The sequence below is a fragment of the Zobellella denitrificans genome, from assembly GCF_002407485.1.
GTDB lineage: Bacteria > Pseudomonadota > Gammaproteobacteria > Enterobacterales > Aeromonadaceae > Oceanimonas > Oceanimonas denitrificans.
This window is the reverse complement of record NZ_CP012621.1, coordinates 854,645-878,256: the sequence shown is the minus strand read 5'-3', so window position 1 is coordinate 878,256 and position 23,612 is coordinate 854,645. Positions and strand designations below refer to the sequence as shown.

At 62.7% G+C, this 23,612-nt stretch carries 25 protein-coding genes; 15 read left to right on the top strand and 10 right to left on the bottom strand.

Annotated features, from left to right (window positions below):
• Positions 1–39: 39 nt before the first annotated feature.
• The 5 genes from betA to speB all read right to left on the bottom strand — a co-directional run bounded on the left by betA (position 40) and on the right by speB (position 6,028).
• On the bottom strand, positions 40–1,725 hold the full coding sequence (betA, locus tag AN401_RS04175; protein ID WP_094038599.1) for a choline dehydrogenase: 1,686 nt from the start codon (positions 1,723–1,725) through the stop codon (positions 40–42).
• Positions 1,718–3,199 (bottom strand): cytosine permease, encoded by a 1,482-nt coding sequence (locus AN401_RS04170; RefSeq protein ID WP_096778618.1) that lies wholly within the window; start codon positions 3,197–3,199, stop codon positions 1,718–1,720. The genes betA and AN401_RS04170 overlap by 8 nt, the downstream gene beginning before the upstream one ends.
• A gap of 3 nt (positions 3,200–3,202) precedes the next feature.
• The gene (locus AN401_RS19935; protein ID WP_176441993.1) at positions 3,203–3,376 is read right to left on the bottom strand and encodes a hypothetical protein; all 174 of its coding nucleotides are present in this window, start codon (positions 3,374–3,376) and stop codon (positions 3,203–3,205) included.
• A gap of 102 nt (positions 3,377–3,478) precedes the next feature.
• On the bottom strand, positions 3,479–4,987 hold the full coding sequence (locus AN401_RS04165; RefSeq protein ID WP_096778617.1) for an aldehyde dehydrogenase family protein: 1,509 nt from the start codon (positions 4,985–4,987) through the stop codon (positions 3,479–3,481).
• Between the two features lie 69 nt (positions 4,988–5,056).
• Positions 5,057–6,028, bottom strand: a complete 972-nt coding sequence (gene speB / locus AN401_RS04160) for an agmatinase (RefSeq protein WP_094038602.1) — start codon at positions 6,026–6,028, stop codon at positions 5,057–5,059.
• A gap of 145 nt (positions 6,029–6,173) precedes the next feature.
• Between speB and AN401_RS04155 the strand changes: the two genes are divergently transcribed.
• From AN401_RS04155 to AN401_RS19670, 15 genes are all read left to right on the top strand, one after another.
• Positions 6,174–7,106: a LysR family transcriptional regulator gene (locus AN401_RS04155; RefSeq protein ID WP_094038627.1), complete on the top strand. Its 933-nt coding sequence runs from the start codon at positions 6,174–6,176 to the stop codon at positions 7,104–7,106.
• 211 nt (positions 7,107–7,317) lie between these two features.
• Positions 7,318–9,108 (top strand): DUF294 nucleotidyltransferase-like domain-containing protein, encoded by a 1,791-nt coding sequence (locus tag AN401_RS04150; protein WP_096778616.1) that lies wholly within the window; start codon positions 7,318–7,320, stop codon positions 9,106–9,108.
• Positions 9,108–9,716, top strand: a complete 609-nt coding sequence (locus AN401_RS04145; protein ID WP_094038604.1) for a 3'-5' exonuclease — start codon at positions 9,108–9,110, stop codon at positions 9,714–9,716. Before AN401_RS04150 ends, AN401_RS04145 begins: the two co-directional genes overlap by 1 nt.
• A gap of 182 nt (positions 9,717–9,898) precedes the next feature.
• On the top strand, positions 9,899–11,848 hold the full coding sequence (acs, locus tag AN401_RS04140) for an acetate--CoA ligase (protein ID WP_096778615.1): 1,950 nt from the start codon (positions 9,899–9,901) through the stop codon (positions 11,846–11,848).
• 276 nt (positions 11,849–12,124) lie between these two features.
• Positions 12,125–12,574 carry a type II 3-dehydroquinate dehydratase gene (aroQ, locus tag AN401_RS04135; protein WP_094038606.1) on the top strand — a complete coding sequence of 150 codons (450 nt, stop codon included), beginning with the start codon at positions 12,125–12,127 and terminating at the stop codon, positions 12,572–12,574.
• Positions 12,575–12,609: 35 nt separating this feature from the next.
• On the top strand, positions 12,610–13,074 hold the full coding sequence (accB, locus tag AN401_RS04130) for an acetyl-CoA carboxylase biotin carboxyl carrier protein (RefSeq protein ID WP_094038607.1): 465 nt from the start codon (positions 12,610–12,612) through the stop codon (positions 13,072–13,074).
• 9 nt (positions 13,075–13,083) lie between these two features.
• A complete protein-coding gene (gene accC, locus AN401_RS04125; RefSeq protein WP_094038608.1) occupies positions 13,084–14,424 on the top strand; it encodes an acetyl-CoA carboxylase biotin carboxylase subunit in 1,341 nt (446 codons plus the stop codon).
• Between the two features lie 203 nt (positions 14,425–14,627).
• The gene (locus AN401_RS04120) at positions 14,628–14,993 is read left to right on the top strand and encodes a RidA family protein (protein WP_096778614.1); all 366 of its coding nucleotides are present in this window, start codon (positions 14,628–14,630) and stop codon (positions 14,991–14,993) included.
• 9 nt (positions 14,994–15,002) lie between these two features.
• Complete coding sequence (locus tag AN401_RS04115; protein WP_094038610.1) at positions 15,003–15,245, top strand: DUF997 family protein; 243 nt, start codon at positions 15,003–15,005, stop codon at positions 15,243–15,245.
• The gene (gene panF, locus AN401_RS04110) at positions 15,235–16,689 is read left to right on the top strand and encodes a sodium/pantothenate symporter (protein ID WP_096778613.1); all 1,455 of its coding nucleotides are present in this window, start codon (positions 15,235–15,237) and stop codon (positions 16,687–16,689) included. Before AN401_RS04115 ends, panF begins: the two co-directional genes overlap by 11 nt.
• Before the next feature lie 153 nt (positions 16,690–16,842).
• Entirely contained in the window at positions 16,843–17,718 is an 876-nt protein-coding gene (gene prmA, locus AN401_RS04105; protein ID WP_096778612.1) for a 50S ribosomal protein L11 methyltransferase, read from the top strand.
• Positions 17,719–17,907: 189 nt separating this feature from the next.
• Positions 17,908–18,873, top strand: a complete 966-nt coding sequence (dusB, locus tag AN401_RS04100; RefSeq protein ID WP_094038613.1) for a tRNA dihydrouridine synthase DusB — start codon at positions 17,908–17,910, stop codon at positions 18,871–18,873.
• Positions 18,874–18,899: 26 nt separating this feature from the next.
• Positions 18,900–19,199: a DNA-binding transcriptional regulator Fis gene (gene fis, locus AN401_RS04095; protein WP_094038614.1), complete on the top strand. Its 300-nt coding sequence runs from the start codon at positions 18,900–18,902 to the stop codon at positions 19,197–19,199.
• A 649-nt stretch (positions 19,200–19,848) separates the two neighbouring features.
• On the top strand, positions 19,849–20,034 hold the full coding sequence (locus tag AN401_RS04090; RefSeq protein ID WP_096778611.1) for a hypothetical protein: 186 nt from the start codon (positions 19,849–19,851) through the stop codon (positions 20,032–20,034).
• Positions 20,035–20,101: 67 nt separating this feature from the next.
• The gene (locus AN401_RS19670) at positions 20,102–20,245 is read left to right on the top strand and encodes a hypothetical protein (protein WP_157772155.1); all 144 of its coding nucleotides are present in this window, start codon (positions 20,102–20,104) and stop codon (positions 20,243–20,245) included.
• A gap of 321 nt (positions 20,246–20,566) precedes the next feature.
• Here the strand turns inward: AN401_RS19670 and AN401_RS19930 are convergent, their stop codons facing one another.
• From AN401_RS19930 to AN401_RS04070, 5 genes are all read right to left on the bottom strand, one after another.
• Positions 20,567–20,695 carry a hypothetical protein gene (locus AN401_RS19930; protein ID WP_232513380.1) on the bottom strand — a complete coding sequence of 43 codons (129 nt, stop codon included), beginning with the start codon at positions 20,693–20,695 and terminating at the stop codon, positions 20,567–20,569.
• 2 nt (positions 20,696–20,697) lie between these two features.
• Entirely contained in the window at positions 20,698–20,862 is a 165-nt protein-coding gene (locus tag AN401_RS19665) for a hypothetical protein (RefSeq protein WP_157772153.1), read from the bottom strand.
• A 288-nt stretch (positions 20,863–21,150) separates the two neighbouring features.
• Positions 21,151–21,447: an addiction module antidote protein gene (locus AN401_RS04080; protein ID WP_096778609.1), complete on the bottom strand. Its 297-nt coding sequence runs from the start codon at positions 21,445–21,447 to the stop codon at positions 21,151–21,153.
• Positions 21,440–21,739 (bottom strand): type II toxin-antitoxin system RelE/ParE family toxin, encoded by a 300-nt coding sequence (locus AN401_RS04075; protein WP_456300613.1) that lies wholly within the window; start codon positions 21,737–21,739, stop codon positions 21,440–21,442. Before AN401_RS04075 ends, AN401_RS04080 begins: the two co-directional genes overlap by 8 nt.
• A gap of 390 nt (positions 21,740–22,129) precedes the next feature.
• A complete protein-coding gene (locus AN401_RS04070) occupies positions 22,130–23,533 on the bottom strand; it encodes a helix-turn-helix domain-containing protein (RefSeq protein ID WP_096778607.1) in 1,404 nt (467 codons plus the stop codon).
• Positions 23,534–23,612 lie beyond the last annotated feature (79 nt).

The window sequence follows — 23,612 nt, the reverse complement described above, 5'->3', positions numbered from 1 at the left end:
CCGACCGGATGTCAGTCCACCCGGCAAGTCACGGGCGAGTCAGTTTCCCACCTTGCGCACCGGCTCTCGGCTGCGCTGTGCTGTTTCCCAGTTGGGGGCAAGCCCGATCTCCACTTCCGACGCGGTCAAGGGTTCACACCCGCGGACCAAATCGGCAGCTCGCTCGGCCAGCATAATGGTCGGCGCATTGAGATTACCGTTAGGCTCGGTGGGGAACACCGACGAATCGATCACCCTCAGCCCCTGGAGGCCGTGAACACGCAGTTCGGAGTCGACTACCGCCATCTCGTCTTCGCCCATGCGGCAGGTGCCGCAGGGGTGATAAGTGCTTTCCAGGTTGTCGCGCACGAAGGCATCGATCTCCGCATCGCTTTGCACCTCGGGGCCGGGGGCGATCTCCCGGTCGCGGAAAGGATCCATCGCCGGCTGGCCGATGATTTCCCGGGTCAGTCGCACACAGCGGCGAAAGCCTTCCCTGTCCTCTTCCCGTTGCAGGTAGTTGAAGAGGATCCGCGGATGCTCGTAAGGGTCGGCCGAGCGGGCCCGTACATATCCCCGGCTCTTTGGCTTGTTCGGCCCGGTCAACACCATGAAACCATGGCCCTTGATCGGCTTGTTGCCATCGTAACGCATGGCGGCGGGTAAGAAATGAAACTGGATGTCGGGCCAGCGCAGTCCCTGCTCGGAGCGGATAAAGCCCCCCGCCTCAAAGTGATTGGTGGCACCCAGGCCATCCTTGAACAACAGCCAGCGCAGACCAATCATCAGCTTGCTCAGCGGATCCATCTTGCCGTTCAGGGTCAGCGGTTGCTTGCAGCCAAACTGGATGTAGACCTCCGCATGATCCTGCAGGTTCTCACCGACGCCGGGCAGCTCATGCTGCAGTTCGATACCGGCCTGACGCAGCACGTCGGCCGGGCCTATGCCGGAGCGTTGCAGCAGATGCGGTGAACCTATGGGTCCGGATGCCACCAGCACTTCACGGTTGCAATAGACCCGGTGCATCCTGCCCGCGCAGTCGTATTCGACCCCGACCGCGCGCTTGCCTTCAAGGAGGATCCGCCGCGTCATGGCCTGGGTGACCACGGTCAGGTTGGGCCGTCCCATTGCCGGTCGCAGGTAGGCGTTGGCGGTAGAGCAACGCACCCCGTTTTTCACCGTCATGTGCATGGCACCGAAGCCTTCCTGCATAAAGCCATTGGTGTCCTCGGTCTTGATATACCCCGCCTCGACCCCGGCCTCGACCCAGGCGCGATACAATGGGTTCTGCATCCGATTGCCGTTGGTGGTGCCAAGGGGACCGGCGTCCCCCCGATAGTCGTCCCCTCCCAGTTCGTAACTCTCGGCCCGCTTGAAATAGGGCAGACAATGGCGGTAACCCCAGCCTCTGGCGCCGAGCTGCTCCCATTCATCAAAGTCATAGGCATGGCCCCGAATGTATACCAGCCCATTGATCGACGAAGACCCCCCCAACACCTTTCCCCTTGGGCAGTGCACGCGCCGCCCGTTGAGAAAGGGCTCCGGCTCGGTCTGATAGCGCCAGTTGAACTTCTTGGTATTCATTGGAATCGAGAAGGCGCTGGGCATCTGGATCAGCACACTGCGATCGCTGCCGCCATACTCCAGCACCAGCACCGAGGTGGCGGGGTCTTCGCTCAGGCGGTTAGCCAGCACACAGCCGGCAGAGCCCGCCCCCACTATGATGTAGTCGTAATGCTTAGTCATTGCTGAAACCTCGTACATTGGAATCGAGCATCTCGGCCCGCCCTTGGTCGCCCTGAGGGTAGGCCCCCCAGCCCAGGCGGGCGGCAAGCGCCCGGGTCAGGCCATAGTGCAATAGCCCGGCGAGGGCGCAGGACGGGATGGAAGCCGAAATGAAGGTGAACAACTCGGTGTTGGCCAGGGTCTGCGGGTTAAACAGCACCACGTAGATGGCGAAACCGGCCACCAGTGCCACCAGGGCTATCGGATTGAAGCCTTTCCAGTAGTGATAGGGCGATTGCCGCTCATGGGTATAGAGGTAGCGCAGGTTCAGGCGTTGACGGCGCAGAAAAAAGTAATCGGCAATACCGATCCCCGCCAGCGCACTGTTCAGCGCGGAGGTCCATACCAGGAAGATAAAGAAGCCGTCGTAGATGCCCGGGCCAAGGAGCACGATCAGCACCGGCACTATGCAAAACGCCACCACCAGCAATTCCCACTTCAGCGCCCGTAGCCCGGCACCGGCGAGCTGACGCAGCCCGACAATAGCGGTGTAGAGGATGTTGATCATGCTGGTCACGTTGGCGAAGGCCACAAAGCCCAGGGCGATAATGCCGAACACCAGACCACCGATGTGCGTCATCCACACCGTCGGATCACTGTTGCCGAGTGCCGCCGCCGCCAGCAGGCCCACCACTTCGCCCAGCGCCGCCGCACAGAAGATACCAATGATGTTCGGCCAGAACGCCGTCCGCTGGTTCTTGCTCAACCGGGCCAGGTTGCCGATATAGGGCCACCAGGAAAAGCCGGCCGCCATGTTCACTTCCACCGCGATCATGAAGTTGACGCGTTTACTGTCGAAGGGCGCATCCAGAGCCGGCAGAGCCATCAGTTCGGCAAACGAATGCTGGCCAAGGATCAGATAAAGCATGACCCCCATGATCAGCACCAGGGCGGGAGCGACTATGGTATTGAACACCTTGATCGAGGTCGGTCCCCTGGCCACCACCAATGCGGTGAGCAGGATGGCAAAGGCACCGGCTGCCAGCACCAGGACACCATTGGGATCCGTCTGGTGATCGCTGATCAGCGAGCCCAGGCCATCGATGGAACGGCCGAACATCAGCCCCAGTACGGCCAGCCAGCCCATGGTCAGCAGTACCACCGCCAGGACGTAGACCAGACGGCTGCCATTGGCGCCGAACATGCTGCGCAGGAAGGTGAACTGCTCGGTGCCATACTTGCCGCAGGGCACGCAGGTCGAGAAGGTCGCCAGCAATACCCCCAGAATATTGCCGATGATGATGGCGGCAATACCTTCCCTCGGACCGACAAACAGCGCGGTCGCACCGCCGATCAGGAAGGCCCAGGTAGCAATGGCCAGGGCCGAGTTGGCATAGCTGAACTCCCAGAAGCCCCACACCCGCTCGGAGGGCAGCAGCGGCGTGTCACCGCGTTCCGCCTCCAGGCTGTGATTGATGTGCTCATGCTGCGTCATGACTCAGTACCCCCACAGGTAGCAGCCGATGACCAGTACCAGCGTCATCAGGATGATGGCGATGTAGTCCGCCGCGCGCAGCGCACCAGGCCATTCATCGTTCTTCTCCATTTCCTCGTAGACGCGTATACGCCTTTCCAGCTCCTGAGCCCTTGCGATGTCTGCTTGATTTTTCATCGGGGTATAACCTCCTGGTTGTTTCCGGTGGTGCTCTGGCGAGCGCCGCGATGCATCCGGCATCTGATGTCTGTGCTGGCTGGTGATGGCCTGGCGTGCTGCTCAGGGCAGCGTTATCCAGACCGCCTTGGTCTCCAGCAGGTAGTCGAGCTGTTCAGCGCCAAGATCCTTGCCATAACCGGACTGCTTGTAGCCGCCGAACGGCATGGACGGATCTATGGTGCTGTGCGCGTTGACATACACGGTGCCTGCCTGCAACAGCGGGATCAGGCGGTGAACTCGCCCGAGATCGTTGGAGTAAAGGGCCGCCGCCAGCCCGAAGGGCGAGTCGTTGGCCAGCGCCACGGCTTGCTCTTCATCGTCGAAAGGAGCCGTGACCAGAACGGGACCGAAAATTTCTTCCCGCACAATGCGCATATCATTACGACAGTTCACGAAGACGGTCGGCTCGACGAAATAGCCGGGCCCCTCGGCTGGCTGCCCCCCGTAGTAGAGTTCGGCGCCTTCTCGCCGGCCGATCTCGATATAATCCAGCACCCGTTCCTGCTGCTGCCTGGAGACCAGCGGGCCGATAAAACAGTCGGGGTCCAGGCCCGGCGCCAGTTTCAAAGTGCGGGTGTAGTCAACGAGCTCGCGCAGGAACTGGTCATAGATACTGCGATGGACATAGGCCCGGGTACCGGCATCACAGACCTGGCCGGAATTGAAGAAGGCGCCATTGGCCACGGCCCGGGCGGCAGCGGCGACATCGGCGTCGGCCAGCACCAGCACCGGCGACTTGCCGCCCAGCTCCAGGGTCAGCCGCTTCATTTGATCCATGGCCGCCTTGCCCACGGTGCAGCCCACCGGAGTGGAGCCGGTAAAACTCAGCTTGTCGATACCCGGATGGGTCGACATGGCCTCACCCACCACGCTGCCGCGACCGGTGACGATATTGACCACCCCATCCGGAATGCCGGCTTCCTGCACCAGTTCGGCGAAGCGCAGCGCTGACAGCGAGGTCAGCTCGGCCGGTTTGACCACCAGGGTACAACCGCATGCCAGTGCCGCCCCAAGCTTCCAGGACAGGGTCTGCAACGGGAAGTTCCAGGGCACGATGACACCGACCACGCCAACCGGCTCCTTGCGCGTGTAGGCCAGATAATTGCCCGGCAGAGAAGGCTCTGCGGTGCGGCCGTGGATCTTGCTGGCCCAACCGGCGAAATATCGGAAGGTGTCGATGGTGCCCTGGATATCAACCTCCCGGGCCTGGACAACGGATTTGCCCGTGTCGATGGACTCGAGTTCGGCCAACTCCGCGGCATTCAGCTCGATCAAATCGGCCAGCCGATGCAACAGCCGCTCCCGCTCGAGCGGTTTGAGCCGACGCCAGGCTCCACCGTCGAACTGGGCGCGGGCGGCCTGCACAGCCCGTTCAAGATCGGCCCTGGTGGCCATGGGAATACGAGTCAGCACACCCTCGGTATAAGGCTCGACAACCTCGGCGCTGGCGCCGTCGCTGGCCTCCACCCAGGCACCACCGATAAACATCTTCTGGGGCTTGGTGAGGAATCGCTGCGTCGCTTCGCTGATCCCGAAATGCTGTAAGTAGTGCTTTACCTTGCTGTCCATGTCGTGTTCTCCAGTCTGCGCACGTCGGCGCTGGCACATAGTGATTGTCTGGAAGCCCTGCGGGCGCACTCAGCGCGCCCGTGCCCGCTCGTGAAAAATGAAGCCGATGCTGTTCATCAGCAGTTGCGCCGCCAGGATCGACGTCATCCCTGTCGGATCGTAGGGTGGCGCCACTTCCACCAGATCCATGCCGACGATACGCCCCCGGCTGCGCCTGGCCAGCGCCTGTATGATTTCAAGCACCTCGTAATAGAGGAACCCGCCATGGCTGGGGGTACCGGTGCCGGGGGCAATGGAGGGATCGAACCCGTCGATGTCGATGGTGATGTAATAATCGATGCCCTGGGGGATCGTCTCCAGTACGCCGGCGGTACCGAGATGGCGCACATCCCGTACCGAAAGAATGTGCGAGCCGGCATCTCGGGCGGCCTGGTAGTCGTCGCGGTTGGAAGAGGAAACGTTGCGGATGCCCAGCTGCGTCATGCCGGTGATATGCGGCATCTCCGACGCACGCCGCAGCGGGTTTCCATGGCCGTAGCGCACGCCATGACGCTCATCGACAAAATCCAGGTGGGCATCGAAATGGATGATGTGAATGGGTCCCTGCCCCTCATAGGCCTTGATCACCGGGGCATGAATAGAATGATCTCCTCCCAGCACCACCGGCATGGCTCCGGCTCGCAGGATCTGGCGCACCGCGTACTCGATATTGGCATTGCTCCGATTCATATCGGTATGCACGATGTCGGCATCCCCCACGTCGACCAGGCGGACATCCTCCGCGGTCAGATAGAGCACATCGTCCTCGTGGTCGTAGGCGCCCGCGTGTCCGAAGGAGAACAGGGTGGATGCCTCCCGGATCCCGCGCGGCCCAAAACGCGCCCCGGGCCGCCACTGGGTGCCCATGTCGTTTGGCGCACCGAGAATCGCCACGTCCGCATCGATGGCTTCCCAATCGGTGCAGACCGGCGACTTGGCAAAGGTGCAATGCCCCACAAATGGCAGGTTCAGGCGGCCGGATTCGTAACTGTTGTTCGACATCGTTAGGCATCTCCATTGACTGACGGGAGCGACGCTGAAGCGCGACGCCGTTGACGTGACTATATGCGTGGATATTTGTAAAAAAAATGATAAATTCCAGATGTTCATATCGCATTTACCGATGCAATTAGTAGAGGAAACGGGCGTGATACAGCTGCATGATGTCGATCTGAAACTGCTCAGGGTGTTCGCTACCATCGTCAAATGCGGGGGGTTTTCCGCCGCCCAGGCGGCGCTCAACTCCGGTCAGTCGACCATCAGCGAACAGATGGCCCATCTGGAAGCCAGGCTGGGGGTCAAGCTCTGCCAGCGCGGGCGCAGCGGCTTTCGGCTGACCGAGCAAGGCGTGGCGGTGCACGAGGCGACCCTGCGGCTGCTCGCGGCGGTCGAAAATTTCTGTATGGACGCCGACGTGCTCAAACAGCAGATCAGCGGTAGGCTCAACCTGGGGATTATCGACAGCACCATCACAGATCCCGACTCCCCCATACCGCAAACCACCCAGCGCTTTGTGTCCAGGGGCCACGACGTCCATCTCAACGTGTACATCGGCTCGCCGGCGGAGCTGGAGGAGCGAGTGCTCGACGGGCGCCTGCATCTGGCCGTGGGGCACTTCCCTATTCATGTCTCCGGACTGTGCTATTCGAGGATCTATCAGGAAGTATCCGGACTGTTTTGCGGACGCCGCCATCCGCTTGACAGCCATCCGGCAGAGGGGGCCGAGCTGCTCAGGCAAATTGGCAACAGCCGTATCGTTGTCAGAGGCTACATGCAGGATCAGGAACTGGATCTGCTCAGGGTCGACAAGGCGGCCGCGACGGTGGACAACATAGAAGCCCTGGCTATCCTGATTATCTCTGGCGCCTATCTGGGTTTCCTGCCCGTGCACTTCGCCGCTCAGTGGGTAAAAACCGGCGACATGCGTCAGTTGGCCGCCACAGAGTTGCGGTTGATATCGCCCTTTGACGTTGTCACCCGTCGTGGCGTTACCCCACCGCCTATCCTGCGTGCCTTTCTTGAGGATCTCTCGGCCTGTTCACGCAACGGCGGGCATTCAATTTCTCCGGGGCGGCCATAGAGTAGAAGGCAATGTGAAAATTCAGATAAATACGTCCACCCTTAACGATTCCCCGATAAGGCTGGCCAGTGGCCGGAGGTTTGTCTTTTCGTCGTCAGTTTTTAGATAGTCACGCCTCCGGTCGAGGGCTCCTGTACTGCGACTAAAGTCGGCTGGACAGCCCCCGGGCGGCGGCGATACTGGAGGTGAACGCCGGGGCAAGGAGCCGCACATGCAGGATCAGTTCAACTTCGATCATCCCCCCTTCGACACCCTGACCGCCGAGCAGCGCCAGGACCTGCTCGATCAGACCGATATCGCCTATTTCGACCGGGGCGAGACCATACTGCGCCCGGGCCAGCTGATCGACAGCCTGCATATCATCCTCAAGGGGGTGGTGGAGGAACGCCACGCCGAACGCAACGAGATCTACGCCCACTACACCACCGACGATCTGTTCGACATCCGCGGCCAGTTCGACGGCGAGTGCCGCCACAGCTACGTGGCGCTGGAAGAAACCCTGTGCTTCGTGCTGCCCACCCAGGCCTTTCTCACCCTGATGACCGACAACCCGGATTTCGCCGCCTGGTTCCAGCGGGATCTGCAGGGCCGGCAACGGACCGTCTCTTCCCAGAAGAACCTGTCGGAATTCATCCTCACCCGCATCGACAACGGCAATATCCAGCCGGCCATGGTGATCGACGGCCAGACCTCCCTCTACCAGGCCACCCTGCTGCTGAAAACCCATCACCTGGAGTCGCTGATCGTCACCCACGACGGCAGCTTCGGCATGCTGACCGGCACCGATCTGCTCTACGGCGCCGTGCTGGAGGAAAAGCCCAACACCGAGCCGGTGCACGAGCTGGCCAGCTTCAACCTGATTGCGGTGCAGAAGGGTGACTTCCTGTTCAACGCCCTGATGCTGATGATCCGCCACAAGATAGAGCGGGTGGCGGTCAAGGAGCAGGAACAGCTGGTGGGCATACTGGAGATGACCCAGCTGCTCAGCCAGTTCTCCACCCATTCCCATGTGCTGGGGCTGCGCATCCTGCGGGCCGGCAGCATCGACGAGTTGGCCGAGGCCGCCGCCACCCTCGGCATGCTGGTGGAAAACCTGCACAACAACGGGGTACGCCTGCCCTTTATCATGAAGCTCTTGGCCAGCCTCAACGAGCAACTGATGCGCAAGGCCTTCGAGTTCGCCTTTCCGGCCCGCTACCACGAGCGGCTGGCGCTGATGGTGCTGGGCAGCGAAGGCCGGGGCGAGCAGATCCTGAAGACGGATCAGGACAACGCCCTGGTGCTGGAGGACGGGCTGGACGCGGCCGAGATCCTGCCCTTCGCCGAGCAGTTCAGCCGCTACCTGGAGCGGCTCGGCTACCCGCCCTGCCCGGGCAAGGTGATGGTCAACAACCCGGAGTGGGTACACTCCTTGAGCGCCTGGCAGGAACGGATCCGCCTCTGGGTTCGCCAGAATACCCCCCACAGCCATATGCAACTGGCCATCCTCAGCGAGCCGCATTTTATCGCCGGGCGGGAATCCCTGGTGCGCCAGCTGCAAAAACAGCTGCTGGAGGCGGTGCGCGGCCAGGAGCTGCTGCTGAGCGAATTCGCCGCCCAGGCGCTCAGGTTTCACACGCCGCTGACCTTCTTCGGCGATATCAAGCAGTCCGAGCAAGGCCTGGACATCAAGCGCGGCGGCATCTTCCCCATAGTACAGGGGGTACGGGCCCTGGCCCTGGAGCAGGGCATCACCGAAAACGGCACCCTGGAGCGAATCCGCCTGCTCACCGACAAGGGTATCTTCGAGCCGGACTTTGCCGACAACCTCAGCGCCGCCCTCATCCTGTTCTGGCAGTTGCGGCTGGAGCAGCAACTGGCCCGGGGTGGCGACGGCCTGAGCCAGCAGATAGACGCCGCCCGCCTGCCCCGTCACCACCGGGACCTGCTGCGCCACGCCCTGCACGTGGTGAAGAAGCTCAAGCAGCAGCTGGAGTTTCACTTCCAGATCCGGGACCTCTGATGCTGCCGCTCAAGCGCCTCTGGCTGGCCCGCAAGTTCGCCCACACCCCCTGGCGGCACCTGTTCGAACCCTACAAGGGTGACGAGATCATCGCCCTCGACACCGAAACCACCGGCCTGGATCCCCGCCAGGCGGACGTGCTCAGCATCGCCGCCGTGCCCGTCAAGGGCAACCGGGTGCTTACCAGCCAGCGGCTGGAGTTGACCCTGGCCGCCAGCCCCAAGCTCACCGGCGACAGCATCCGCATCCACGGCCTGCGCCACCAGGATCTGCGCCAGGGCCTGTCGCCGGAGCAGGCCCTGACCCAGTTGCTGGGCTTTATCCAGAACCGCCCCCTGCTCGGTTATCACGTGCTGTTCGACATCGCCATCCTGAGCCGGCTCACCCGGGAGCGGTTCGGCTTTCCCCTGCCCAACCGCCATGTCGAGCTGGCCCATCTCTACCGCCGGCGACGGCTGATGCAGAATCCGGAGGTGGAGCCCAACCTGGGTTTCGAGCACATGGCGTTCGATCTCGGCGTGCCCCTGCTCGAGCGCCACACCGCCTTCGGCGATGCCCTGACCACGGCGCTGATGTTCCTCAAGCTGCGCCAGCGCCGGGCGGCCTGAAACCGGGCCATTCCGGGCTGGATTGTCGACAACAAGACCGTATACTGGGGTAAACAAAACGGCAACAAGCCAGCACCGGGTTGTGATGGCGATGTTGCATCGCTAGCCGAAAGTCTAATTGAGCCAGGCGACCATCTGCGTCACCTTGTTACACAATGGTTATTGCACCAAGGAGCGGAATAATGAGTGAAGTCAAGGTTCATCCGGTCAAGGCCCATATCGCCCAGCACGCCCTGCTGGACGAGGCCGGCTATCAGTCCATGTATCGCCAGTCCATCGAGGATCCCGATGCCTTCTGGGGCGAGCAGGGCAAGCAAATCGACTGGATCAGGCCCTACACCAAGGTCAAGAACACCTCCTACGACCCCGGCCATATCAGCATCAAGTGGTTCGAGGATGGCACCCTCAACCTGTCCGCCAACTGTATCGACCGCCACCTGGCCACCCGGGCCGACGACATCGCCATCATCTGGGAAGGCGACAGCCCCGAGGAAGACAAGAAAGTCACCTACCGGGAACTGCACGAGCAGGTATGCCGCTTCGCCAATGTGCTCAAGGCCCAGGGGGTGAAGAAGGGCGACGTGGTCAGCATCTACATGCCGATGGTGGTCGAAGCCGCCGTGGCCATGCTGGCCTGTACCCGCATCGGCGCCGTGCACTCGGTGGTGTTCGGCGGCTTCTCCCCCGACGCCCTGGCCAGTCGCATCATCGACTCCAGGGCCAAGGTGGTGATCACCGCCGACGAGGGCCTGCGTGGCGGCCGCCGGGTGGCGCTCAAGGCCAATGTGGACGAGGCCCTGACCAATCCCAAGGTGGACACGGTGGAAAAGGTCATCGTCTACCGCCGCACCGGCGGCAACATCGCCTGGCACCCGCACCGGGACCTCTGGTGGCATGAAGCCACCCAGGCCGCCCGCCCCGACTGTCCGCCCGAAGAGATGAACGCCGAGGATCCGCTGTTCATCCTCTATACCTCCGGCTCCACCGGCACCCCCAAGGGCGTGCTGCACACCACCGGCGGCTACCTGGTGTACGCGGCCATGACCTTCAAGTACGTGTTCGACTACCACCCGGGCGACATCTACTGGTGCACCGCCGACGTGGGCTGGATCACCGGCCACAGCTACCTGATCTACGGCCCCCTGGCCAACGGCGCCACCACCCTGCTGTTCGAGGGGGTGCCCAACTACCCCAAGACCAACCGCATGGCGCAAATCGTCGACAAGCACCAGGTCAACATCCTCTACACCGCCCCCACCGCCATCCGCGCCTTTATGGCCAAGGGCGATGAGGCGGTGGAAGGCACCAGCCGCGCCAGCCTGCGCATCATGGGCTCGGTGGGCGAACCCATCAACCCCGAGGCCTGGGAATGGTACTACCGGGTGATCGGCGACGAGCGCTGCCCCATCGTCGACACCTGGTGGCAAACCGAGACCGGCGGCATCCTGATCACCCCGCTGCCCGGCGCCACCGATCTCAAGCCCGGCTCCGCCACCCGTCCCTTCTTCGGCGTGCAGCCGGCGCTGGTGGACGGCGAAGGCCAGGTACTGCAGGGCGCCACCGACGGCAACCTGGTGATCCTCGACTCCTGGCCGGGCCAGATGCGCACCGTGTTCGGCGATCACGACCGCTTCGAGCAGACCTATTTCTCCACCTTCCCCGGTACCTACTTCACCGGTGACGGCGCCCGCCGCGACGAGGACGGCTACTACTGGATCACCGGCCGGGTGGACGACGTGCTCAACGTGTCCGGCCACCGCATGGGCACCGCCGAGATCGAATCGGCCCTGGTGGCCCATCCCAAGATCGCCGAGGCTGCCGTGGTCGGCGTGCCCCACGAGATCAAGGGCCAGGGCATCTACGCCTATGTCACCCTCAACGCCGGCGAAGTGCCCTCCGCCGAGCTGCACAAAGAGGTGAAGGACTGGGTGCGCAAGGAAATCGGTCCCATCGCCACCCCGGACGTGATCCACTGGGCCGAGGGCCTGCCCAAGACCCGCTCCGGCAAGATCATGCGCCGCATCCTGCGCAAGATCGCCACCGGCGAGACCGACTCCCTGGGCGATACCTCCACCCTGGCCGATCCGGGCGTGGTCGACCGGCTGATCGAAGAACGCAGCCGGGTCGCCTGAGCCAGGCTCCGCTCATCCAACGCCGCCTTCGGGCGGCGTTGTCGTTTCCGCCCTTGACCAACGGACAAAAGCTGACCAAAGCAGCCCGCCTTGCCCTGCCCCGTCACACTTTATCAGGTCATTAGACCAGTAAAATGCTGTCAATTTTCATGAAATCACTATAATTGGGCGCACCGAGCCAAACGGCACGATTTTGGTTGCCCATCGGGGCCAAAACCGGCTAGGCTCCATGTGACCCGATGTGTAACCCGCAAGATTGACGAGGATTGCTGCATAATGGCCGATAAATTCCGAATTCTGCTGCTCAACGGTCCCAACCTGAACCTGCTGGGCCAGCGCGAACCCGGCATTTACGGTCAGGACAGCCTGAGCGACATCGTGGCCCGGCTGACCGAACAGGCCGGCAAACGCGATATCGAACTCAGCCACCTGCAATCCAATGCGGAATACCAGCTTATCGACGCCATCCACCAGGCCTTTGGCAAGCAGGATTTCATTATCATCAATCCCGCCGCCTTTACCCACACCAGCGTGGCCATTCGCGACGCCCTCCTGGGGGTGAAGATCCCCTTTATCGAGGTGCACCTGTCGAATGTGCACGCCCGCGAGCCTTTCCGCCACCATTCCTACCTGGCCGACAAGGCGGTGGGGGTGATCTGCGGCCTGGGCGCCGATGGTTACGAATTTGCCCTTGAAGCGGCGGCCCGTTATCTGGCCCGCCGTTGATTTCTGCACAGCACCAACAAACAAAGAGAACGCTCATGGATATTCGTAAAATCAAAAAACTGATCGAACTGGTTGAAGAATCCGGCATCGCCGAGCTGGAAATCTCCGAAGGGGAAGAGTCCGTTCGCATCAGCCGCTACGGCGCCCCGGCGCCGGCCATGGCCGTACCCCAGTATCATGTGCAGGCCGCCCCGGCTCCGGCCGCACCCGCCAATCCGGGCAATCCCGCCCCGGCCCCGGTTGCCGAAGCCGAGCCCGAACTGAGCGGCCACGTGATGCGCTCCCCCATGGTGGGCACCTTCTACCGCGCGCCCAGCCCGGGCGCCAAGAACTTCGTGGAAGTGGGCCAGAGCGTCAAGGCCGGCGACACCCTGTGCATCGTCGAAGCCATGAAGATGATGAACCAGATCGAAGCCGACAAGTCCGGCGTGCTCAAGGCCATCCTGGTCGACAACGGCCAGCCGGTCGAGTTCGACGAGCCCCTGTTCATCATCGAATAAGGAATTGCCATGCTGGATAAAGTAGTCATCGCCAACCGCGGTGAAATTGCCCTGCGGATACTGCGCGCCTGCAAGGAGCTCGGGATCAAGACGGTGGCGGTGCATTCCACCGCGGACCGTGAACTCAAGCATGTGCTGCTGGCCGACGAGTCCATCTGCATCGGTGGCAACCAGGCCAACCAGTCCTACCTGAACGTGCCCTCCATCATCGCCGCCGCCGAGGTGACCGACGCCGTGGCCATCCACCCCGGTTACGGCTTCCTGGCGGAAAACGCCGACTTCGCCGACCAGGTGGAGAAGTCCGGCTTTATCTTTATCGGTCCCCGCGCCGACACCATCCGCCTGATGGGCGACAAGGTGTCCGCCATCGAAGCCATGAAGAAGGCCGGCGTACCCTGCGTACCCGGCTCCGACGGCCCCATCGGTGAGGATGCCAAGAAGAACGCCACCATCGCCAAGCGCATCGGCTACCCGGTGATCATCAAGGCCGCCGGCGGCGGCGGTGGCCGCGGCATGCGGGTGGTGCGTGCCGAGAGCGAGCTGGAGAAGGCCATCGCCATGACCAAGGCCGAGGCCGGTGCCGCCTTCGGCAACGACATGGTGTACATGGAGAAGTTCCTGGAGAACCCACGCCATATCGAAATCCAGGTGCTGGCCGACGGCCAGGGCAACGCCATCCACCTGGCCGAGCGCGACTGCTCCATGCAGCGCCGCCACCAGAAGGTGGTGGAAGAGGCCCCGGCCCCGGGCATTACCGCCGAGATGCGCAAGTTCATCGGCGAGCGCTGCTGCAAGGCCTGTGTCGATATCGGCTACCGCGGTGCCGGTACCTTCGAGTTCCTCTACGAGAACGGCGAGTTCTACTTCATCGAGATGAACACCCGTATCCAGGTGGAGCACCCGGTGACCGAGATGATCACCGGCGTGGATCTGATCAAGGAGCAGCTGCGCGTCGCCGCCGGCCAGCCCCTGTCCATCACCCAGGAGCAGGTGGTGGTGCGCGGCCACGCCATCGAGTGCCGCATCAACGCCGAAGATCCGCAGACCTTTATCCCCAGCCCGGGCGAAATCAAGCGCTTCCACTCGCCGGGTGGCCTGGGCGTGCGCTGGGACTCCCACATCTACGCCGGCTACCGGGTGCCGCCCTACTACGACTCCATGATCGGCAAGCTGATCTGCTACGGCGAAAACCGCGACATCGCCATCGCCCGCATGAAGCACGCCCTGAACGAGCTGGTGATCGACGGCATCAAGACCAATATCCCGCTGCACAAAGAGATCATGAGCGATGAGAACTTCCGCAACGGCGGAACCAACATCCACTATCTCGAGAAGAAGCTGGGTCTGTAAGACTGGCGGCCTCAAGCCCCTCGCAACGGCGCCGCAAGGCGCCGTTGTTGTTTTCGGCAGGGTCGGCCTCATCGACTGCCCCCCCCCCCCGGTTTATTCCGCATCCTGACGCAATACATGGGCATCATGGCCCGGCTGCCTTTTCCCACCCCTTCCTTTCCCGCTAAAATAGCCGCCCGAAGCCCACCTGACAGAGTCATAGCATGAAGATCCATCGCATCAACCCGGCCCAGCGCTGGTCCGACATTACCGTGTTCAACGGCATCGCCCATTTCGTCGAGGTGCCGGAAGGCGACCTCGGCGCCGACATCCGGGGGCAGACGGCCCAGGTGCTGGCCCAGGCCGAGCTGGCCCTGGCCAAGGTCGGCAGCGACAAGACGCGGCTCTTGTCCGCCACCATCTACCTGACCGACTTCGCCAACCTGGCCGCCTTCAACGCGGTGTGGGACGCCTGGTTCGCCCCCGGCACGGCGCCCAGCCGCGCCTGCGTCAAGGCGGAGCTGGCCAGCCCCGGCTACCTGGTGGAAATCGCCTTCGTCGCCGCCGCCGGCGAGGAATACCAGGCTTAAGCCCGCATAATGAATCCCATTGTATCCGTGGCCCGGCGCGAAGCCCTGCTCAGCGTGCTGCTCGCCCTGCTCTATCTGGCCGGCTGGGCCGCCACCGCCTATCTGGTGCCGCCCGGGCTGACCCTGGCCGGCTGGCCGCTGTGGTTTGTGCTGAGCTGCCTGTTCAATCCGCTGCTGTTCGTGCTGCTGTGCGCCCTGATGGTACGAGTCTGCTTCAGGCCCGTCGCCCTGGGAGACCACCATGAATCCTGAGCTGCTGCTCCCCCTGGTCATCTACCTGGCCGCCATGCTGGGCCTGGGCGTCTGGCTCGGCCGCCGCCCGGCCCGGGGTGGTTTCGTGCAGGACTACTTCCTCGGCAACAGATCCATGGGCGGCTTCGTGCTGGCCATGACCATGGTGGCCACCTATGCCTCCGCCTCTTCCTTTATCGGCGGGCCGGGCGCGGCCTACCGGCTGGGACTGGGCTGGGTGCTGCTGGCCATGATCCAGGTGCCGACGGTCTGGCTCACCCTGGGCGTGCTGGGCAAGCAGTTCGCCCATATCGCCCGCCGGGTGGAGGCGCTCACCATCAACGACATGCTCCGGGCCCGCTACCAGAGCCCGCTGGTGGTGGTGCTGGCGGCGCTCGGCCTGCTCGCCGCCTTCGTCGCCACCATGGTGGTGCAGTTTATCGGCGGCGCCCGGCTGCTGGAAACCGTGACCGGCCTGCCCTACGAGGGCGGCCTGGTGCTGTTTGCGGTGACGGTGCTGCTCTATACCCTGATCGGCGGCTTTCGCGCCGTGGTGATCACCGATGCGGTGCAGGGGGTGCTGATGCTGCTCGGTACCCTGGTGCTGCTGGCCGGGGTACTGCACGCCGGCGGCGGGGCGGCGGCCCTGTTCGCCGGGCTGGCCGAGATCGATCCCGGCCTGGTCCGCCCGCAAGGGCCGGACGAGATGCTCGGCATCAGCTTTATGCTGTCATTCTGGGTGCTGGTGTGTTTCGGGGTCATCGGCCTGCCCCATTCGGCGGTGCGCTGCCTGGCCTACAAGGACAGCGCCGCCATGCACAGGGGCATCGTCATCGGCACCCTGGTGGGCGCCCTGCTGATGTTCGGCATGCATTTCGCCGGCGCCCTGGGGCGGGTGCTGGTACCCGATCTCACCGTGCCCGACAAGGTGATGCCCACCCTGATGCTGGCGGTGCTGCCGCCGCTGGTGGCCGGGCTCTTCCTGGCCGGCCCCATGGCCGCCATCATGTCGACCATCGACTCCCAGCTGATCCAGGCCTCGGCCACCCTGGTCAAGGATCTCTACCTCAACTACCTGAGCCGCACCCCGCCCTCGCCCGCCGCCATCAAGGGCGCCAGCAGGCTGGTGACCCTGGTGCTGGGGCTTGTCGTGCTGTGGGCGGCCCTGAGTCCGCCGGACATGATCATCTGGCTCAACCTGATGGCCTTCGGCGCGCTGCAGGCCATCTTCTTCTGGCCGCTGGTGCTGGGGCTCTACTGGTGGCGGGGCAACAGCGCGGGGGCACTGGCTTCCATGGTCACGGGGGCGCTCGGCTACGGCCTGCTGCTGCACTTCGGCATCAAGCCCCTGGGCCTGCACGCCATAGTGCCGAGCCTGGCGCTCTCGGGCCTGGCCTATGTGCTCGGCTCCCTGCTGACGGCGCCCCCGCCGGACGAGGTGCGCCGCCTGTTCGGCCGGCACTGAGACCGCCACCGGCCACCATGAAAAACGCCCCGGCCGCAATGCGCGGCCGGGGCCGAATCCAGTCCGATTCACAAGGTAAGGTCTGCCTGCCGACAGGACAGCAGGCCACACCGATGGTAGAATCTTCCCTTTACAGATTCATGAAATGACGCCATGCCCTGGATACAAATTCGCATCAACGCCACCGAAAAGACCGCCGACAAGGTCAGCAACATGCTGATGGGGCGCGGCGCCCAGGCGGTGACCTACATGGACGCCGAAGACAAGCCGGTGTTCGAGCCCCTGCCCGGTGAAACCCTGCTGTGGGACGACACCGTGGTGATCGGCCTGTTCGACGCCGAGACCGATCCGGCGCCGGTGATCGACTTTATGCGCAAGTTCTACCGCAAGGATCTGGTGTACAAGGTGGAGCAGCTGGAAGACAAGGACTGGGTGCGGGAGTGGATGGACAGCTTCCATCCCATGCGCTTCGGCCGGCGCCTGTGGATCTGCCCGAGCTGGCGCGAGGTGCCGGAGCCGGAGGCGGTCAACGTCATGCTGGATCCGGGGCTGGCCTTCGGCACCGGCACCCACCCCACCACGGCGCTGTGCCTGGAGTGGCTGGACGGCCAGGAGCTGGCCGGCAAGACGGTGATCGACTTCGGTTGCGGCTCCGGCATCCTGGGACTGGCGGCGCTCAAGCTGGGTGCCAAGGAGGTGATCGGCATCGACATCGACCCCCAGGCGCTGCAGGCCAGCCGGGACAACGCCGAGCGCAACGGCGTGGCCGAGCGGCTGCGCGTCTACCTGCCGCAGGATCAGCCCGAGGGGCTGCAGGCCGATCTGGTGGTGGCCAATATCCTGGCGGGACCGCTCAAGGAGCTGTCGCCGCTGATCAGCTCGCTGGTCCGGCCCGGCGGCCAGTTGGCCCTCTCCGGCATACTGGAGACCCAGGCCGAGGGCCTGAACCAGGTGTACCGGCAGTGGTTCGACATGGAAGCCCCGGTGTTCCGGGAGGAGTGGTCCCGCCTGAGCGGCCACAAGCGCTGACAGGCCGTTCCGGCGGCCGGCCCAGCCGCCGCCAGGCCGCACCGGCAAGGGCAACCAGCCGGTTTTTTACACAAAAAATGCCCCTGCATCTTGACTTATAAAAAAATGCGATCCGGTCAATTTGTGACCTTTTCAGCATCCCAAAAAATGCGTAAGATACGCGACCCTGAGCCGAGACAGCCCCGTCCCATGGAAATTGGTCCTTACAAATTGTCCGCGCCGCTGCTGGTGGCGCCGATGGCCGGCGTGACCGACAGGCCTTTCCGCACCCTGTGCCTGCGCATGGGGGCCGGTATGGCCGTGTCGGAGATGATGTCGTCCAATCCCCTGCTGCGGGATTCCGACAAGTCGCGCCGGCGTATGGATCATGAAGGGGAAACGGGTGTCCGCTCCGTACAGATTGCCGGTGCCGACCCGGAACTGATGGCCGATGCCGCCCGGTTCAACGTGGACCAGGGCGCGCAGATCATCGACATCAACATGGGTTGCCCGGCGAAGAAAGTGAACAAGAAGATGGCAGGCTCCGCCCTGCTGCAGTACCCGGATCTGGTCGAGTCTATCGTCAGCGCCGTGGTCAAGGCAGTGGCGGTTCCGGTGACCCTGAAGATACGTACCGGCTGGGATCCGGACCACCGCAACGGCGTGCAGATTGCCCGCATCGCCGAAGACTGCGGCATCCGGGCCCTGGCCGTGCATGGCCGCACCCGCGCCTGCATGTACAAGGGGGAAGCGGAATACGACACCATCAGGGCAATAAAGCAAGCCGTCTCCATTCCCGTTGTCGCCAACGGGGATATCGACAGCCCGGAAAAGGCGCGTTTTGTACTGGATTACACCGGCGCCGATGCCATCATGATTGGCCGGGCTGCCCAGGGACGGCCATGGATTTTCAGAGAAATCCGCCACTATCTTGAGCAGGGCACCACTCCCGCACCGCTCCCCAAGGACCAGGAGCGGGCCATGATCCGGGAACATGTTGCCGCATTGCACGAGTTTTACGGTGAGGCGATGGGCGTACGGATCGCCCGGAAACATGTGGGGTGGTACCTGCAGGGAAGTGACGCGGGCCGTGACTTTCGCAGTGATTTCAACGCCCTCGAGGCAGCCGGGCAGCAGCTCGACGCCTTGGAGCGATATTTCGCGAATATAGCTTAAACGAACAAAAGAAGAGCAGACCCGATATGTTCGAACAAACTACGACTTCCGATGCACTGGTTACTACTACTAAATCTCCGACCTCCGAGCAGCCTACCCAGCGCCCGCTGCGCAACTCGGTGGAGCAGGCCCTGCGCAATTACCTGGCCCAGCTCAACGGCCAGGAAGTAACCGAGCTGTATGAGTTGGTCCTCGCCGAAGTCGAAGCGCCCATGCTGGACGTGATCATGCAATACACCCGCGGCAACCAGACCCGCGCCGCCAACATGATGGGCATCAACCGCGGCACCCTGCGCAAGAAGCTGAAGAAATACGGCATGAACTGATAGCTTGACTGCAAGTTATTGACAGTAAAGGCGCTTTACCTAAAAGGTGGGCGCCTTTTCTGTTTTATGTGATACCCCATGTGATACCCGGTGCCGTGTGATACCCCATAAGGCGGTTATCCCCTCCCCCTCACGCTCCCCAGTCTCCAAGCTCCAGTACCCCACAAATCCGCGCCCTATTCGGCTCTGACACTCGCTGCTCAGTCGCTCGGCCCGGAAAAAGTTTCCCAGCCTGCGGCGATACGGAAAGAGTTGGGCTGCGGTCCCGCTAGCCTTAATGGTCCACAGGATAAGATCCCCGCATCTGGGGAGGTGGTGTTCATCTGCCCAGATGATAAGGTGGCCCGAAGCAACCAAGACAAAGTCAGAAACCCACGTTGCAACCATCGCGCTTTTACGCCCGTAGCCTTCCGGTCGGACCGTCGGGTAGAGAGTGATCCAACTGAAGGGCGAGAAACGATAGGGGTGTTTGTAGATCAAAATCTTAACAGTTCTTAACACATCTCCCCTAAGCAGAGCTTGCCCCAAATCATTACGTCCCTGCCCTCGCGCCCCTTTTATGGACTGCAGAAATACAACTAAATGACCATTCAGAGAATATAAACCATGGGGAAATGATGATAGATTTCAGCTATCGTCCGGCTGCTTGATGAACGCCGAGCTCATTCACCAGCTACAGAGGACCGTTGATGAAGAGGCCAGCGGCGCAGCAACCCATCCTCTGAAGATTGTCGAGGCGGGGTGCTTTGACGCTGGCAAGCACGACTATCAGCTTGAGATCGAGCACCTGAATGCTAAGCTGGGGCGGATACTGAAACGACTGGAAGAAAAATAATAAGCTTCGGATGAAACGGAGCTTAACCACCGAGCCGGTACAGGCGCAAACCAACAAGGAGTCTCCTATGGACGCCGCCAGCGTGCCTTTGTTCTACCTGCTCGATCCGGGCTTCCTACTGTTCTTACTGGTCGGTGGGGTCGGTTATGGCCTGATCAAACTGCTGTGGTGGCTGTATGGGTGGTTTTCTGACTGGCGGGCCAGCCGCTGACCCTGAGCCGGCGGCCCAGGGGTTATTCCGCTGCCGCCCCCCACCCGCCGGTAGATGCTGGGGCTGGTCTCGCCGCGGATGCGCTCTTCCAGCCGGGGGTTGAGGCTAATGCCACCATCCATGCGCTCGCTGGTGCGAATGCGGGCGCGCAGCGACTACCGTACCGCCCCGGCGTCCACCTGGTAATCCGGGTGGGCGTCGTTGAACTTGCCCTGCTCGGCATAGGCCCGGTCTTCCGTCTGGTCGTTACCGGCCTTGATCGCTAGCACCAGCTTTGTTCAGCACCTTGCTATGCTGGCGGTGCCTGACGTTAAAGCTCAGTCAGTCCTGGGCGATCTCGTTGTATTGACCGTGTTTCTCACTGCGGTAGGTGTCCATGGCACGCTTGGTGTTCAGGTGCTGCTTCAACACCGGGATGGCTCGCCCCACTTCCTCGAACATCCGGTCCATCGTTACCGTGCCCAGCAGCTTGGGGTAAGGTTGGTCAGCTTGCGGCTGAACCTGCCGTCCACATGCTTATAGGTCGGCATCCTGGCGGCCTTGGTCAGGGTGGCGCACAACCAGTCGGCCTGCACCGCCAGCAGGCCGAACTCTTCCTCGGTAATATGAACGAACACCTCTATCCGCCTGCTGTAATTCGTCCAGGGTACCGCAGTGCCGCTCCGCTGCCACAGATGCTTGAGGTCGGTTTGGTTCCTAGCTTCGACTATTCGCCCAGGAATTTGGCGGAGAACCAGCTCTTCAAACGTGCCCAGACCGAAATATCCAAGGACTTCATGTCGAAAGGTTCCCCTCGCCCGAAGCCGTGATTGCAGATTCTCGGCGGCAAGGGTAAATGCTCCGAGGTAGGCGCCTTCGATGACGCGTCCACATCTTGCGGGTTCTGTTTTATGTCCATCAACTTCTTAACCATGTTCAACATGGGCACGGGCGGTAATGTCCACGCCCAGCGCCTTGGTCACGGCCATGATGGTCTTCAGGGTCGGGTTGCCCCGTTCGCTGAAGCTCCGGTAAAGCTGCTCGCGGGACAGGCCGGTTTCCCTGGCCAGCTCGCTCATGCCCCTGGCGCGGGCGGCAATGCCGATCGCCTTGGAGATATAGGCGGCGTCCCCGGTCTCCATTGCATCGGCGATAAACTCGGCGATGGCCTCCGGGCTGCTCAGGTACTCGGCGGGGTCGAACTCGGTGAATGCTTCAGCCATGGTGCTGTTCCCTCCATTCCTTCAACAACTGGTGAGCGGTCTCAATATCCCGGCGCTGACTTCCCTTGTCGCCGCCGCATAGCAGCAACACCAGCACCTCACCCTGCTGGTAGTAGTAAACCCGGTAGCCCGGCCCGTAGTGAATACGCAGTTCGCTAACGCCCTGCCCCACCGGGGCCACGTCGCCGGCCAGGCCGGCAGCCAGCCGGTTGATCCGGGACACTACCCGGGCCCTACCGGTATCGTCCTTCAGCTTCTTCAGCCACTGCCGGAACTTGGTTGATTCGATCACCTTCATGGCGTGAATTGTAGTTTATAACCTACATGGTAACAACAGGCGCCGACATAGGATTCACCCGGGCGGCCATGGCTGTTATGCTGCGACTCAGCCCGTGAACCCAGTCCACACGGCCAAAGCCCTGAAGCCTGCCCAGCGTCAGGGCTTTTTCTTGCCTGTGGCTCCCGGCTGCGTTCGCCGGCGTTGCCGGCCAAGCCGCCCGGCACGCGGTGCCGGTAGTAAGGCGCTGCGGTCGTTGTTGGCCTTTCGCCCAAATTTCGCCGCCGGCGGCCAATTGTGCTGGCACCCCTTGGGAATCCCCTTAATGACAAAGGGCTGGTATATAAACATATAAGAGCACACATCATGTCCACCTCTACCCGGCTGACCATATAAGGGGACACATCATTTCACCCCCTCACAGCTCCAGGCATTCAGCGCCCGCTGTACGGTCTTGGTTGAGATCCCCAGCCGCTCGGCCACTTGCTGCCGGCTCAAGCCCTGGGCGGCCAGCTCCCGCGCTCGCTGCCGGCGTTCCACCTGGGTGCGCTGGCGCTCCTGCTGATACTGGGCGGCAGCCCTGATACCCTGGCTTCTTCTGCGCTTCTCCATTCGTTTGGCGTGCCGTAAAAGTTTCTCCGGCTTGCCGATCAGGATCAGCATATGGGCCTGCTCCTGCTCGGTAATGGCCAGGTCGTCGATAATGCGGGCATTGGTCAGCCGGTAACGCTGGTTCCTCCCGCTGCTGGCCGGGTGCCCCACGCTTTCCCGAAATCGCGCCAGCAGGGTGCCCAGCCGCACCGGCAGCCGCTCGAGAGCATACTTGCCGTGCGGGTCGTTGAAGCATTCGGCGGCGTACTGCTGGCACTCCCTGAGTAGCGTCCGCTCGTCGTGGCAGAAGTCGGCGGCGGCCTGGGCAAAGGCAAACAGGGCCCGGGCCCGGTGATCACTCAGCCCTTCCCGCAGGGCCGCCAGGGTTTTCAGATCCTCCATTCGGGCGGCGGCCAGGGTGCGGGCATTGAGCAACTGCCTCACGCTCTGCCGGTCCCCCTCTGGCTGCCGGCGCTCGCCCGGGGCCCGCTTCACCGGGGCCGGGTAAGTGCGCTCGTACCACCGGAGCAAGGGCCGCTCCAGCTCGGCGAAGTCTACGGGCTGCGCCAGCTGCGCATAACTCACCTGGTGGCCGTTGCGCTGGTTCACACTGCCGGCCAGCCGCAGCACCCGGGCGGCGTCCCGTGCCTTGGGATCGGCGCCAAAGTCCGCCAGCCGCCGGATAAGCAGATCCTCCACCCGTTGCCAGCGGCCAAGGATCTTGGTTCTCAGCTCGGCCTGGGCGCTGCCTTTGCCCTTGTCGGTACCGATGAAAAAGGGCGCCTTAAGCGCCCATATCAGGTAGATGCCCCGGCCACTGTCGGCGGCCAGGGTCGGCAAGGGTAAATCCCCCGCATTCTCCAGCACGGCCTGTAACCGCTCCCGGTAGCTCAGCCCGACCAGGGCCGGGATCTGGTATGTGTCCAGATCCACAAAGCAGGCGTTCAGGTGTACCACATTCGCCACACTACGCCGGCGGAAAGGGGCCATGCCGTTCTGGCTCATGTACACATCGGCAGCTTCCAGAGCAGCCAGTTGCTCAGCCTGTTCCGAGGCGGTGGCCAGCGGGCAGCATTGTTCACGCCAGCTATCCCCATTTACAGCAAGGGTCACATGGCTGGCGCGTGCCTGTGGGGAGCCGTGGATCAGCTGGACATGCTCGCGGGGCCCAAAGTCCAGGGCGTACTGATTCAGACGAGCTTTTCGTGCTGCGCTCATGGTGCCCCCTTGCCAGTGGCAAGCAGAGGTAATAGCCCCTTGGCCTTGTCCCTCAATCCATACCCAAAGCACATGGACG